Genomic DNA, 14,947 nt, shown 5'->3' on the forward strand with positions numbered 1-14,947 from the left:
GGGAACAAGTGGTTTAGGTGTTTTGATAGGTGTCCCGTTTTCAGGGTTCACTTCATAAAGTGGATAGTTTTTTATTTACTTAATTGCCTCATGAACTTTTAATTGTTTCCCTTTAATCGTTGTAGTCTTCATGACTTTCAAGACAAGTGGTCCTTTTCCATTTAATATTTCAACGTAAGAAACGTTATCTTGTATCGTAATAATGCCTATATCTTCTGCTGTAACACCTTTAATTTTAGCAATTGTACCGACGAAATCTACCGCTCTAATTTTCTTTTTCTTCCCGCCATTAAAGTACAGCTTCATAATGCCTTTGTTTATGTCCGCATTTTTATCTTTCTTTATAATTGGTTTAGCATGTATCTTTTCTTCAAATGCAGCTTTCTCTTTCATAACTTCTTCTTTTGAAGGTCCAATTGCCTTTGGAATTTCAAAACCAATATAATCCTCAATCTCTTCTAAAAATCTATTTTCATATGGTGTTATAAATGTAATAGCTTTTCCACTATTTCCAGCTCGTCCCGTTCTTCCAGTACGATGTACATAGCTTTCTTTTTCAAGTGGAATATCATAATTAATAACATGTGTAATATTATCAATATCGATTCCTCTCGCAGCCACGTCTGTTGCTACTAAATAACGGAATTTCCCTTTTCTAAAATCATCCATGACTTCAAAACGATCTTCTTGTACCATACCACCATGTATTTTGTCGCAAGGATAGTTAGCTCGTTTTAACTGTCTATATACATGATCTACATTTTCTTGTGTACGACAGAAAATAATACAACTATCAGGATTCTCAATCGTTGTTACATCTTTAAGTAGTGAAAGCTTCTCGTCTTCTATCACCTCAAAAAGAGTATGTTCAATTTTATCCGTTGTAATCCCGGCCGCTTTAATTTCAATATGAATTGGTGAATTCATGTATGTACGAGATAATTTTTCAACATCTTCTGGAAGTGTTGCTGAAAATAACATTGTCATTCTTTTTGTAGGTAATTCATCAATAATTGCCTCTACTTGATCGATAAAGCCCATATTTAGCATCTCATCTGCTTCATCAATAACTAAATACTTCAAACACTCTAAAGAAAGGGTACCCTTTTCAATATGATCCAACACACGACCAGGAGTCCCAACTACAATATGTGTCTTTTGCTTTAATTCTAATTTTTGACGTGCAAATGGAGATTTCCCATAAACTGCCGCAGCCTTAATCCTTTTGAATCGACCTATATTCGTAATATCTTCTTTTACCTGTACCGCAAGCTCTCTCGTTGGTGTTAAAACTAATGCTTGTGGTTTATTCTCTTCCCACTCCACCATTTCACAAAGTGGAATACCAAATGAAGCTGTTTTTCCACTTCCAGTCTGGGACTTCACAACAAGATCCTTCTTTTGTAATGCGACTGGAATAACCTCACCTTGTACTTCTGTTGGATGATCATATCCTAACCCAGTAAGTGCCCTTACAATTTCCTTACTTAATTTATAATCAGAAAAACTTTTTTTACTCATATATTAACCTCATTTTATTCTGTATTATTTTCTTTTTTATCTTTTGTATACGTTACTATCACCCTACTTATTATACTTGAAACCTCACATAAAAAGGTGGATCATGCCAGATTCATCTTTTTATATAGAAATAAACCTTATCATTTCATATATTGTTCAACTAATTGATAACATCTTTTGCTCGTATTGTTAGCATCAACCCTTTCATAGTACCCTCGCCCTACCAAAAAATAAAAAGAATACATACAACCTTGTGTAATTATCTCAATTTTTCAACCTTTTCCATAAACGAACAATACAATTGAAAAAACGTTTTAAATTCGTTTTTAACGTTTTTTTTCAGATATAAAATCTACTTTTTCAAAAAATGTTAAGAAATCCTTTGACTTCTTAATAAAAATAATGTAAATTATCCTATGGACGAACATTTTTGATTAATAAAAATAAAATATTCGTATTTTAGGGGTGTAAATGATGGAAAACGTATTTGACTATGAAGATATTCAATTAATTCCTGCAAAATGTATTGTAAATAGCCGCTCTGAATGTGATACAACTGTCACTTTAGGAAAACATAAATTTAAATTACCTGTCGTGCCTGCAAATATGCAAACGATTATTGATGAAAGAATCGCAACTTATTTAGCTGAAAACAATTACTTCTATATCATGCATCGTTTCCAACCAGAGAAACGAATCTCATTCATTAGAGATATGCAATCACGTGGATTAATCGCTTCTATCAGCGTTGGTGTAAAAGAGGACGAATATGAATTCGTACAACAATTAGCTGCTGAGCAACTTACACCTGAATATATCACGATTGATATCGCACACGGTCATTCTAATGCTGTGATCAACATGATTCAACATATTAAAAAACATTTACCAGAGAGCTTCGTTATCGCTGGAAACGTTGGAACTCCAGAAGCGGTAAGAGAATTAGAAAATGCTGGTGCTGATGCAACAAAAGTTGGTATTGGACCTGGTAAAGTTTGTATTACTAAAATTAAAACAGGCTTCGGAACTGGTGGTTGGCAGCTAGCTGCACTTCGCTGGTGTGCAAAAGCTGCAAGTAAGCCAATTATCGCTGATGGTGGTATTCGTACACACGGCGACGTAGCTAAATCTATTCGATTTGGGGCAACTATGGTAATGATCGGTTCTCTATTCGCTGGTCACGAAGAGTCTCCAGGGGAAACTATCGAAAGAGATGGCAAACTTTATAAAGAATACTTCGGTTCTGCTTCTGAATTCCAAAAGGGTGAGAAGAAAAACGTTGAAGGTAAGAAAATGTTCGTTGAGCATAAAGGTTCTTTAGAAGATACGTTAATCGAAATGGAACAAGATCTTCAATCTTCTATCTCTTACGCTGGTGGAACAAAACTAGATGCTATTCGTACTGTAGATTATGTTGTCGTGAAAAACTCGATTTTCAATGGTGACAAAGTATATTAATTCTTAAATTTAAAAAGAAGGAGAAGCATTTCTATGCTTCTCCTTCTTTTTCATATATATAAATGTAAAATATTTTTATTTTACTGAATTTTCTAGTATCATATTTTTAGATGCTTTTAATAAGGGGGATGTAAGACATGAAAACTATAATTGAGAATCGTCTTGTTCGTGCGGAAGTACCTAACGAACTAAAATGGGATTTGTCTGATTTGTATAAGTCTGATGATGAGTGGCATACCGCATTAAACGTATTAGAAAATAATATACAGAAACTTGATGCATTTAAAGGACGGTTACATACTAACTCCACAACTTTATTAAATTGTCTACTTTTAGAAGAAGAGCTTTTAATGAAGTTAACAAAACTGTACTCATATGCAAATTTAAAAGAATCTACTGATCGTACAAATCCAATCATTCAAGCGAACTCTTCCAAAATTTCTGCTTTATGGACGAAAGTACATACTGCACTATCCTTTATTCATAATGAAATCCTCTCATTCGACGAAGGAACAATTGAAAAATATTTAACTGAAGAAACAAAACTCGAACCTTTCCGTAAGTCGTTACTAGAAATACTCCAAAAAAGGCAGCACACACTCTCTCCTGAAACAGAAGAAGCACTTGCTGCACTTGGCGAAGTTCATAGTTCTCCATACAAAATTTACGGCATGACTAAATTGGCAGATATGGATTTCACTTCTATACAAGACGAACAAGGAAACGAACTCCCTGTTTCTTTCGCATTATTTGAAAGCAAATATGAATTTTCTCCAAGCGCATACATACGTAGAAAAGCATACTCATCATTTGTTTCCACTTTGAAGCGCTATAAAAATACAGTTGCGACTACATATGCTACCGAAGTAAAAAAACAAGTAACACTTTCTCGTTTACGTAAATATGAATCCGTTACCCATATGCTATTAGAACCACAAAAGGTTCCACTTGAAATGTATAACAACCAACTTGATATTATTTATAAAGAATTAGCACCTCATATGCGCCGTTTTGCAGATTTAAAAAAGAAAGTATTAGGACTCGATCAAATGCTTTTCTGTGACTTACATGCACCTTTAGATCCCGAATTTAATCCGGCGATTACTTATGAAGAAGCAGGCACGCTCATTCAAGATTCTTTAAAAGTATTAGGCGATGAATATAGTTCCATAATCGAAAAAGGATTCAAAGAAAGATGGGTAGATCTTGCAGATAACGTAGGCAAATCAACAGGGGCATTTTGCTCAAGTCCATACGGCTCTCATCCCTATATTTTAATTACATGGCAAAATACGATGCGTGGATGCTTCACATTAGCACATGAATTTGGACATGCTGGTCATTTCTATTTAGCAAATAAAAATCAACGTATCATGAACGTACGTCCATCTATGTACTTTGTTGAAGCACCATCAACTATGAATGAATTACTATTAGCTCAGCATTTACTAGCGACTACCGACGATAAGAGAATGCGCAGATGGGTCATTCTACAACTACTCGGCACATATTATCACAACTTTGTTACTCATTTACTTGAGGGTGAATATCAACGTAGAGTATATGCTCTAGCAGAAGAAGGACAGGCCCTTACAGCTACAACTTTAACTGAAATTAAAACAAATGTCCTTTCGACATTCTGGGGAGATTCTGTGGAAATCGATGAAGGTGCGGGCTTAACTTGGATGCGTCAGCCTCATTATTATATGGGGCTATATTCTTACACATATTCCGCAGGCCTCACTGCATCTACTGCAGTAGCTCAAATGATTAAAGAAGAAGGACAACCTGCTATTGATCGCTGGTTAGATGTGCTTCGCGCTGGTGGTACAATGAAACCACTTGAACTAATGAAACATGCCGGAATAGATATGTTAAAACCAGATGCAATCCGTAAAGCTGTTTCTTACGTTGGTTCATTAATTGATGAATTAGAGCATTCTTATCAAGAATAAAAAAATAAGCCCTCGCTTTATGAGGGCTTATTTTATATTTACTTCCCAAACCTTTTGCGGTATCCACATTTCCTACAAAGTTCTTCAACCGCAACTCTTTTTGAAAATCCATCGACAATGTTTGTTGCTCTTTCACCTTCTATAATGTTAGAAAATGAATCATTATTAATATTTCCAAGGTTAATAATCCCTTCACCATCTAAACAACAAGGAATAACCGTCCCATTGGCTAAAATCCCTGCCTGATTACGAAGTCCATGACAGAATCCTTTCCCATCATCCTCTTCTTCATGTAATGCTGGCCACTGGAATTCATAGTCTTGATTAATAAAGACACGTTCTGCAATTTTTATACCTTTTCCTGGTGTAAGCTTCTCTTCAATCTGATAAGATAGATCAAATTCATTTTCAATTATGGATAATAACTCTCTATTTTTCTGGATTTCAGCATTTGTTTTATTATCCTGAGTTAAATTCCATAACCTTAACGATACAATTAAATCTGATTGACTTGTCGCTTCCCTAATGAAGGAAAGTATACTCCTTACATAGCCTTCTTTATCTTGCGAACCTGGGTGCCCATCAAAACTATGCAGTGAAAAATTCATTTGTCTTAACGCGGGCTTATTTAACAGTCTATGCCTTCTCTTATTAATTAACGTTCCGTTCGTTGTAATATTAACTTTAAACCCTTTTTCATGACTTAAGTCTAATAGTTGATCTATTTTCGGATGGAGCAATGGCTCACCCTTTACGTGCAAATAAATGTAGTCTGTGTGAGGTTTAATTTGGTCTAATCTTTTAGCAAAATCCTCTACAGAAATGAATTGCTTCTGCCTTTCCGTCGGCGGACAAAAGCTACACGCAAGATTACACACACTCGTAATCTCCAAGTAAAACTTCTTAAACTTCTTCACCTTTAATTCCTCACTTCTCTAACTACTTATACTTTTTCCTCTTCATATTACAGCATATTTTTATGGAAATAGAAACATACTTATTTTAGGAAATCTACATACCATCTAATAATATTTAAAAGACCATCGGTAATTTTTGTCCAATGGTCTTTTTATCCTTTTTATATGCAAAGAATAAATTTATTTATGATACGGTTCATCATAACTAACCTAAATAAGGTTATTTTTTATTATCTTTATAATTAAATTTAACAAAAAATGTAGTGCCTTCTGATCCTGTTTTAATTTCTATTTTTGCATTATGGCGGGCAGCAATGGCATAACATACACCTAACCCCAATCCAGTTCCATTATCTTTAGTCGTGTAAAATGGCGTACCCAGTTTCTCTAATACTTCAGGCCTAATACCTTTTCCTTGATCGCGCACTGCAAGCACCACACAATTTTGACCTTCCTTGTAGGTGCTAATGGTTAGAACTTTCCCTGTATTCATCGCTTCTAAGCCATTACGATATAGATTCATTAATAATTGCCGTATCTCATTACGATTTAAAAGTAATTCCGGAATGTCATTTGTATCGACTTGAATATACTTATTTTGATTGTGCGTATCAACCTTTATTAAAGGAATAATATCGCGGATAATTGAATTTAAATCTAACATCTGCAAATCCAATTTCCTTGTATTCCCCATTGAGAGAAATTCAGTAATAATAGAATTGGCACGGTTAAGTTCTTCAATCATTAAATGAAAGTACTTATTATGTTTCTCATAGGTATTCTCTTCTTTTAATAACTGCAAAAATCCTAGTACCGTTGTCATTGGATTTCTAATTTCATGGCTGATACCTGCTGCCATTTGCCCTATTAAATCAATGTTAGATAACCTTTTCAATTCCTGTTCATATTTCTTTTTTTCCGTTATGTTTTTAAAAATACAGCAAATACCATCATCATACGGGTATGCAATAACTTCGTGCCAATATTCATCTGCAGTAGAAAGAAATTCGAAATGAACTGTAGTTCGCTCTGACATTGCACGATGAAATTCCTTATACATAACTGTGTCGATGTCACTCGGGAAAACATCCCATATATTCTTTCCTAATACATCTTTTGCTGTTTTTCTTTGCGGAAAATATTGGTGCTTATTTACGTACGTAAATTCCCATTTATTATTTAAAGTAAAGAATCCATCCGTAATACATTCAATCACACTTGTAACTTTTTCATTAGCAGCAGCTAGCTCTCCCGTTCGCTCTTCCACTATACTTTCTAATTTATCCATATATAACAAATTTGAAAACGTAGGGGCTGTGGCATCAACGATAGATTTTGCTAGTTGAATTTGAGAATTATCATAATTGTGAGCTTTTCCTTCTTTGCCAACGACGATTACCCCTAATACTTCTCCCATTGAAACCAATGGAATCATCAATAAATCCTTACTATCTATATTTTTTGTTTGAATAACCTCTTGGATCTTGGCTTCATAGCTTTTCTCTGTCCAATCCGCTTCTGTCCAATCACAGCCCTTACTTAATTTCGTTGTTTTAATCGTTGTTTTATCTAGCGGATCTAGAAGATGGGCAGTCATATTTTTACTTTCTAAAATCTGTTCTAAGTAAAAAAAGCATTTATCAAAACTCTCCTGTATCGAGGAACACATTGATAAATCACGGGTAACATTTAGTAACAGCTGCTTCTCAGCAATAAGGTTTTCCTTTTGTGTTAAATTATTTGCGTTTTGAATTGCGACCGCGGCCATATTTACATAAGCTTCAACACTTTGAATTTCTGAATCTGTTAAGTTCATCGGAATCCCATAATCAAATAAAAAAACCAGACCAAATAACTCTTGCCTAAATGAGATAGGCAGAGCTAATAAGGACTTAATTTTAAACGCATCAACTGGTCTCGGATCTGGTCGATGATCCTTTGAGGTATCAGGAATATAGATGGTTTTTTTCGTTTCAATAACTTCTTTTGCCAATAAATCTACTTCAGGATCAATTACCTGAGTATCGAGCGTTACGCCATTTATGGTCTCTGGTTTTCCTGCAAATCCTCTAAATGTTCCATCTTCCTGGGGTAAATAAATTCCAACAGCATCGCACCTAACAATCTCCTCTGATATCGCCATTGTCACACGCTGTAATACTTCACGTAGTTCTAATTTTGTATTTATTATTTTTGTTATATTCGCGAGCCTAGAATATCTCGTCTGATCACTTACCATTCACATAGCCTCCAGTTATAGGCATAATAAAATAAATATGATAATATCAGCGTCTTACCTTTGTTTTACATAGAATACCTTACTTATGGTAAGGTTCCCCACGATTAATCCGAAACGCTCTATACACTTGCTCAAGCAACACTAATCGCATCAATTGGTGTGGTAATGTCATCTTTGAAAAAGAAAGTGATTCGTTTGAACGCTTCATCACTTCTGAACTTAGTCCAAGTGATCCACCAATTACAAATGCCACTTTACTCTTTCCGTATGTAGCAAGGCGATCTAGACTTACCGCAAATTCTTCTGATGACTTTTGCTTTCCTTCTATAGCTAAAGCAATCACATGCGTGTCATCAGAAATTTTATCCAATATACGTATACCTTCTTTTTCCTTTACAATTAACATTTCTGCTTCACTTAAATTTTCTGGAGCCTTTTCATCCGGCAATTCAATTACTTCTACTTTTGCATATGCTGATAATCGTTTTAAGTATTCTGCTATACCTTGTTTTAAATATTTTTCTTTTAATTTCCCAATTGAAATAATCGAGATATTCACACGTATCCTCCACCTTACAAACATGTTATCCACAAAACTTATCCACATATCCACAAATACTACCCACATATTGTGTGGGAATCTGTGTTCGATACAACATATGTCGCCTCATTTTGACAAAATTCACATGTTTTTTTCTCTTTTTCTGAGTTATCCACATTGTTGATAACTGGCGCAACTTCACACTCATCCACAATAATATCTAATGCTAATTCAACATGTTCTAAACAACAAGGTAAATTCATTTTCTTCACCTCACTTTTCTACAATAGAAAACAGGAGGTAGGCCCTCCTGTTTTTAATACTTTTGAATGCCTAATTTCACTGTTGTTGTTACTCTTTTTGTACCACGATAAAACGTAAGAGTCATTTTATCATTAATTTCCTTATCATATAAGGCCGTGCGGAATCCAATAATATCACGAATCGGTTTTCCATCTACTGCCACAATAACATCATGTTCTCTTAAACCAGCATCCGCGCCTGGCGAAGGACTTTTCACATCCAAAATACAAACTCCTTCTGTTACAGTACCTGGCAAATGTAATGTTTTTGACCAATAATAGTTTGGAATTTCATTTAATGACCTAAGTTCAATCCCAACATACGGTCTTCTTACTTTCCCATACTTCTCAAGCTCATTCATAATTGGAACAGCCCTAGTCACCGGAATAGCAAGTCCGATTCCTTCTACTTCTTTTGCAGCAATTTTCATTGAATTAATACCAATTAATTGTCCTGCTGCATTTACAAGCGCACCGCCACTATTCCCCGGATTAATCGCCGCATCTGTTTGTAACACTTCTACTTGCCAATCATAATGTCCATCTTGATCTAAGTCTACGGGGACAATACGTTCATTAGCTGAAATAATACCCTGCGTAACAGTTCCCGAAAATTGCAGTCCAAGTGGATTTCCAATCGCAATGACTGGCTCTCCTCTGCGAACAGTATTAGAATCGCCAATTTCAATTATTTTTTTCACATGCTTTGCATCTATTTCTAATACAGCTAAATCTGTGACTACATCGGTTCCTAATACTTTTCCAGGAACTTTCTTACCGTCACTTAGACTTACTTCAATACGATTCGCTCCAGCTACAACATGATTATTCGTTACAATATAAGCTTGACCATCTGTCTTTTTATAAATTACTCCTGATCCTGTACCAGCCTCTGAATCTGCCTCTGAAAAGTTATCTCGTTGAATGTTAATAACACCCACAACAGCTTCAGATGCACGATCAACAGCATCTACAAAGCTAATCTGTTTAATTCCTTGAGCTTCGGCCATCATATTACTTCCACTTGCTTCAGCTTGCGGAAGCGTATCAGCAGAATTTGAAAATAAAGGGGCTCCAAACGCAAATAAAGAAGCCCCTACAATTGTTCCCGCTATACTAGAAAGAACTATACCTTTATGCTTCTTTTTTCCTGCACGTTTCATACGATAATTTTCTTCATCAATAAAGGACATATTTGTTCACCCATCTTCCTGAAAACAACTATATTCATCTTTATTGTTTACTAAAATGAAGAATTATACGTATTGAATTTTTGTAGGCATTTTTGGATCTGTATCGTGAATTTCAAAGGATTCACCCACTCCAAATCCTTTTTCCTCTAGTACTTGTGATACTGACATACGGGCTAGTTCTTTCATGTTATTATCTAAGCTTAAATGGGCTAAATAAATATGCTTTGTCTCATCTGTAATTACATCTGCCATTGCTAATGCAGCATCCTCATTACAAACATGTCCAACGTCGCTTAAAATACGTCGTTTAATGCTCCATGGGTAACGTCCCATACGAAGCATTTCCACATCATGATTACTTTCAAATACGAAAGCATTAGCTCCCTTAATAACGCCCTTCATACGGTCGCTTACGTATCCCGTATCTGTAATAAGCGCTAATTTCCTATTATTATTATGGAAAGCATAAAACATCGGTTCTGCCGCATCATGAGAAACTCCAAATGATTCGACTTCAATATCACCAAATGTTTTCACATCCCCAACTGAGAAAATGAATTTTTGCTCAGTTGGGATATTTCCTATTAAATGTTCCATTGCATTCCATGTTTTCTCATTCGCATAAATGGGTAAATCATATTTTCGCGCCAATACACCTAACCCTTTAATATGATCACTATGCTCATGTGTTACAAGAATACCTGATACATCATTTATATTCAGTTCTGCTTGTTTAAATAAAGCCTCTGTCGCTTTACCACTTAAACCTGCATCGACTAGTAATTTTTTTTCATCGGTTCCTACGTATAGCATATTTCCTGTACTTCCACTTGCAAGTACGCTAAAATGCAACCCCATTATTTCTCACTCCAGTATGTTCATCAACCACTTGATTTTCCTTTTCCCCTAATTCCATAACTTGTCCTTCAATTGCATTCACAAAGAAGTCCTGCTTCTGCTCCGTTTTTAAATTCCATGTTGGAGCAAGTACTTGGTTATTAGAAGTAGATGCGGTAAGAGTGGCATAACCAATTTGCGCTTCTTTAACATGTGTATTTCCATGAATTTTATTTTTTAAATATAAATTTTCTAAAGCTGTTTGAGCCGTAATAATTTCTTGCTCTTTCGTTTTTTCACCTTCGCCCATTTCTTTTAAATCAGTTAGCATTGTCTGCGTATATGAAACAAGTTCATTTTTTTCATTTAATTCCACAACAATCATCGCCTGATTATTATAGAAAATAGGCTTATCTTTATATTTTTGGAAGAAATAAATTTTAGAGTCTTTCACCGCTCCAAATTCATACTTTTGTCCATCCAATACATAGTTCTTCAAAAATTCATTATACTTATCTTTTGATAATGATTTCGTATTTAAAAAAGGCTCTTTTAGCTTACTTTCTATCTTGTACATATTTTGTATATGCGCCGTTTGATTTTTCAAAGATTGTATATCATCTTCTTTAAAGGCTTTATTTTCCGCTCTAATAAATGACTCTTTTTTCGGTTCCTTAGGGATATTCCCTATAGTAATTTTGTTTGCTTTTAATTCTTGATCTATCTTTGTTTCTGCAATAAGCTCCAATTGATTACTATCTTGCTTTTGAATGAATTGAAAAATGAGAAAGAGGTCCAAAACAAAAAAGGTCACAATAAATATGGTTTTAATTCGATCCCAATCCATTTAGTCCTCCCTCACTCCACTCATAGATTTTCTGTTTACCCGTTTCACCTTCAACAAGCTTTACATACCAAATTGGTTGTAGTCGAACTACTTGACCATCTAGTGATAACTTGTATCCAATACCAATATCCTTAATTACTTGTTTCTTTATCTCTGGATTATTTTCTAGGGATGCTATTACAACATGCCCTGACGGAAGAGTAACCTTCTGTTCTATGCCTTTAGTATTTAAAGACAGCAACGGTCTTTCATATTCCATTACTTCTTCTGATCCCCATTTTTGTCTCAATTCAGCTAATCCATCTGTATTGAATACGGAATATCCATCTTCATGTAAGCGAAATACTGTCTCTCCTTTATTCATATAGTCCAAACGATATGAATCCAAACTTCCACTGTGACCACTTACGAATTCAAAGCTTTTTTGTAACAGCATTAAATTATCTATCGTTTTCTCAGTTAAGACAGAAGAGTTTTTATAATTTAGCATGTGACGATCGTTTTCAATTTCCATGGATCTAATACCATCTGTAAATGTTTCTTTCGATATCTCAGTAATCGGACTTAAATAACGAGGATCACTAAACAGAGCATTCTTAAACGTATCAACTGCTAAATTAGATGAAATATATGTTATATTGTTTAACTCTGTCGCTCCATCTGGTAAAAATAACTTTTTCATATCATTGATTTGATAATCAAAATAGGGCTTTGCTGATACTATAAATTGATTTTGAGCATTTACAATATCTTTTAAATACACACCACTTAATTTTGCCTCATATATTTTAAAGTTATCACCATCAGAAACAAAGTTAATTTTAATTTCTTGATCCTTACTCCTAGAAGGATCAAGGAGAATACGATTAAAATGTTTAGGCTTATCTGTACTTTTCTCTTTCATGTTAAACATGGATTTAACTGCATCAAATGGGATATCGGTAGGGAAAACAAGTTCAATTTTCCCTTCACCATGCACATAGGAAAGGAAATCCCCCTTAGTGATTGATATCTCTCTAAACTCATGTAGTTCCCCTACTTCCAAGGGCTTATAGATTGATTCTATATCTGCCTCTCTTCTGCTCCCATAATGATTTTTATCTTTATGCACGATGATAGAAGTAGGACGGACAACATCGGAAATTTTAGTTTGATTCGTTCCTTCATTCCCTTGTACAAATTTCGCATTTTGCATGGATGTAGAATCTGGCACATACGTCCATAGGTTAAAAGTAAGAAATAGACTAATTACAACTAGGTTAATTAAAACTATTGTTTTAAAGTTTTCCATACTCATTCCCAATCGTCCTCTTCATCCGCTGCCATTGGTAACGTGAAATAAATAGTTGTCCCTTTTCCTTCTTCACTCTTCGCCCAAATAGAGCCACCATGTGCCTCAATCATTTCTTTTGCAATTGCTAATCCAAGTCCCGTACCACCCATTTGTCTTGAGCGAGCTTTATCTACGCGATAAAAACGTTCAAAGATTTTATCAACGTTTTCTTTTGGAATACCCATTCCTTGGTCACTTACGCTAATTTCTAATAAATCACCACGATCACGTAAGCGATATGTTACTGTTCCACCTTCTGGTGAATACTTTAATGCGTTTGAAATAATGTTATACAGCACTTGAGTAATTTTGTCAGTATCCATATCAATAAATCTAGATTTCTTAGAGAAAGATCGTTTGAAACTTACATTTTGCTCTTTAGACATTTCAAAGCGATCAATAATATTATTAAAGAAATCAGTAAAGTCAACCCATTCTTTCATTAAACGGTGCTCTGTACTATCAAGTTTAGATAGCTGTAACAACGCATTTACAAGTCTAATCATTCTTTCTGTTTCTTCTTGTGTAACTGTTAAAAATTGCGGTGCGATATTCGGATCTTGCCACGCACCGTCCGTAAGTGCTTCTAAGTAACTGCGCATTGTTGTTAATGGCGTTCTTAATTCATGAGAAACGTTTGCCACAAACTCGCGGCGTTCCCTTTCTATACGCTCCTGCTCAGTTACATCATATAATACGGCAATTAAACCATTTGCTTTCCCTGTTTCTTTTTGAATAACAGAGAAACTAGCACGTAAAATATATGGTTCGTTTCTCGTACTAAAATCTAATAAAACAGAATCTGGCTCTTCATATAAATGATCGAGCGTAAATTCTTCCTGTATCCCTAATACCTCTAAAACAGATTGATCGAGCGCTGTTTCACGAGAAACATTTAACATCTTTTCCGCAGGGTCGTTTAGTAAAATAATATCCCCTTTTCGGTCAGTAGCAATTACTCCATCTGTCATATGTGATAAAACAGATGATAATTTACGCCTTTCACTTTCTGTAGAAGAACGAGCTTGTTGTAATTTTTTTGATAAATTATTGAAGGATAATGCAAGTTGTCCAATTTCATCATGGCTATGCACTTTTACTTTTCTCGAATAATTTCCTTTTGCCATTTCAATTGCTTGTCTCCGCATATCTGAAATTGGTCTTGTAATTGTTTGAGCCAATAAAATTCCAAGTACGGCTGTTACTAATAAGGCAATTACTGTTCCCGTAGCAAAAATTTGATTTATATCCTTCATTTGTTTATATACATCTTCCATAGATGCAACGATGTATATAACACCAAGCGCATCCTTGCCATTATCATCTAGAATCGGAGTAAGCATAACTTGAACACGATGGCCTGTACTACCATCCTTCTCAATTTTCACTTCTGGCTTTTTTTGTACTAACACTCGCTGAACAGCTATATCAGTTGATGTTCTATTCACCTTATTCTGCTTTGACTCATCTGAAATAGCCAGTAACTTTCTATGCGAATCAAATACACTTACCTCGTGTATAACTTTCTTTTGATCAGAGGCAAATTTTCGAATAGAAGTTTTAATTGTTTCATCTGTTGACTCTGTTTCTGCTTTTGTATAACTTTTTTTAAACTCTTGTTTCAAGTTATATGATAATAAGTTTGTTTGCTGCGTTAAAGAATCCCTAAAACCTTGTACTAGGCTCTTCTCTAATTCCCTTACGAAATACACCCCAATAACTTGCATCGCTATTAATATTAATAGCATATATATAAGCACAAATTTCAAATGAATAGATTGAAAAAAACCAACTTTCTTCATAT

Annotated in this window: 12 protein-coding genes; 2 read left to right on the forward strand and 10 right to left on the reverse strand. The window is 34.7% G+C overall.

The window, feature by feature from the left end; genetic code table 11:
* Positions 1-75 precede the first annotated feature (75 nt).
* The gene (locus ACODS7_RS16950) at positions 76-1,521 is read right to left on the reverse strand and encodes a DEAD/DEAH box helicase (protein WP_016079555.1); all 1,446 of its coding nucleotides are present in this window, start codon (positions 1,519-1,521) and stop codon (positions 76-78) included.
* A 474-nt stretch (positions 1,522-1,995) separates the two neighbouring features.
* Here ACODS7_RS16950 and guaC point away from each other — a divergent pair, with 474 nt between their 5' ends.
* Entirely contained in the window at positions 1,996-2,979 is a 984-nt protein-coding gene (gene guaC / locus ACODS7_RS16955; protein WP_000432447.1) for a GMP reductase, read from the forward strand.
* Between the two features lie 137 nt (positions 2,980-3,116).
* Positions 3,117-4,934, forward strand: a complete 1,818-nt coding sequence (gene pepF, locus ACODS7_RS16960) for an oligoendopeptidase F (protein WP_243168671.1) — start codon at positions 3,117-3,119, stop codon at positions 4,932-4,934.
* Positions 4,935-4,972: 38 nt separating this feature from the next.
* Here pepF and ACODS7_RS16965 read toward each other — a convergent pair whose 3' ends face one another.
* From ACODS7_RS16965 to walK, 9 genes are all read right to left on the reverse strand, one after another.
* Complete coding sequence (locus ACODS7_RS16965; protein WP_000713633.1) at positions 4,973-5,851, reverse strand: radical SAM/SPASM domain-containing protein; 879 nt, start codon at positions 5,849-5,851, stop codon at positions 4,973-4,975.
* 220 nt (positions 5,852-6,071) lie between these two features.
* Positions 6,072-8,090: a GAF domain-containing sensor histidine kinase gene (locus tag ACODS7_RS16970; protein ID WP_029443711.1), complete on the reverse strand. Its 2,019-nt coding sequence runs from the start codon at positions 8,088-8,090 to the stop codon at positions 6,072-6,074.
* Between the two features lie 79 nt (positions 8,091-8,169).
* The gene (gene rlmH / locus ACODS7_RS16975; protein ID WP_001027003.1) at positions 8,170-8,649 is read right to left on the reverse strand and encodes a 23S rRNA (pseudouridine(1915)-N(3))-methyltransferase RlmH; all 480 of its coding nucleotides are present in this window, start codon (positions 8,647-8,649) and stop codon (positions 8,170-8,172) included.
* Between the two features lie 59 nt (positions 8,650-8,708).
* On the reverse strand, positions 8,709-8,894 hold the full coding sequence (locus tag ACODS7_RS16980) for a CxxH/CxxC protein (protein WP_001052827.1): 186 nt from the start codon (positions 8,892-8,894) through the stop codon (positions 8,709-8,711).
* A 53-nt stretch (positions 8,895-8,947) separates the two neighbouring features.
* Positions 8,948-10,126 (reverse strand): S1C family serine protease, encoded by a 1,179-nt coding sequence (locus ACODS7_RS16985; protein WP_016079550.1) that lies wholly within the window; start codon positions 10,124-10,126, stop codon positions 8,948-8,950.
* Between the two features lie 63 nt (positions 10,127-10,189).
* A complete protein-coding gene (locus tag ACODS7_RS16990; protein WP_016079549.1) occupies positions 10,190-10,984 on the reverse strand; it encodes an MBL fold metallo-hydrolase in 795 nt (264 codons plus the stop codon).
* A complete protein-coding gene (locus tag ACODS7_RS16995; RefSeq protein ID WP_016079548.1) occupies positions 10,968-11,810 on the reverse strand; it encodes a two-component system regulatory protein YycI in 843 nt (280 codons plus the stop codon). The genes ACODS7_RS16990 and ACODS7_RS16995 overlap by 17 nt, the downstream gene beginning before the upstream one ends.
* Positions 11,791-13,107 (reverse strand): YycH family regulatory protein, encoded by a 1,317-nt coding sequence (locus ACODS7_RS17000; RefSeq protein ID WP_048564329.1) that lies wholly within the window; start codon positions 13,105-13,107, stop codon positions 11,791-11,793. The genes ACODS7_RS16995 and ACODS7_RS17000 overlap by 20 nt, the downstream gene beginning before the upstream one ends.
* A complete protein-coding gene (gene walK / locus ACODS7_RS17005) occupies positions 13,104-14,945 on the reverse strand; it encodes a cell wall metabolism sensor histidine kinase WalK (protein WP_243168672.1) in 1,842 nt (613 codons plus the stop codon). The genes ACODS7_RS17000 and walK overlap by 4 nt, the downstream gene beginning before the upstream one ends.
* Positions 14,946-14,947 lie beyond the last annotated feature (2 nt).

The organism is Bacillus sp. FG16 (assembly GCF_057809515.1).

Bases quoted from the DNA above. Each gene is read 5' to 3' on its own strand.
- pepF (WP_243168671.1), top strand. From the start codon at position 3,117: ATGAAAACTATAATTGAGAATCGTCTTGTTCGTGCGGAAGTACCTAAC.
- ACODS7_RS16985 (WP_016079550.1), bottom strand. From the start codon at position 10,126: ATGTCCTTTATTGATGAAGAAAATTATCGTATGAAACGTGCAGGAAAA.
- ACODS7_RS16995 (WP_016079548.1), bottom strand. From the start codon at position 11,810: ATGGATTGGGATCGAATTAAAACCATATTTATTGTGACCTTTTTTGTT.
- ACODS7_RS16980 (WP_001052827.1), bottom strand. From the start codon at position 8,894: ATGAATTTACCTTGTTGTTTAGAACATGTTGAATTAGCATTAGATATT.
- ACODS7_RS16970 (WP_029443711.1), bottom strand. From the start codon at position 8,090: ATGGTAAGTGATCAGACGAGATATTCTAGGCTCGCGAATATAACAAAA.
- ACODS7_RS17000 (WP_048564329.1), bottom strand. From the start codon at position 13,107: ATGAGTATGGAAAACTTTAAAACAATAGTTTTAATTAACCTAGTTGTA.
- guaC (WP_000432447.1), top strand. From the start codon at position 1,996: ATGGAAAACGTATTTGACTATGAAGATATTCAATTAATTCCTGCAAAA.
- ACODS7_RS16950 (WP_016079555.1), bottom strand. From the start codon at position 1,521: ATGAGTAAAAAAAGTTTTTCTGATTATAAATTAAGTAAGGAAATTGTA.
- ACODS7_RS16990 (WP_016079549.1), bottom strand. From the start codon at position 10,984: ATGGGGTTGCATTTTAGCGTACTTGCAAGTGGAAGTACAGGAAATATG.
- walK (WP_243168672.1), bottom strand. From the start codon at position 14,945: ATGAAGAAAGTTGGTTTTTTTCAATCTATTCATTTGAAATTTGTGCTT.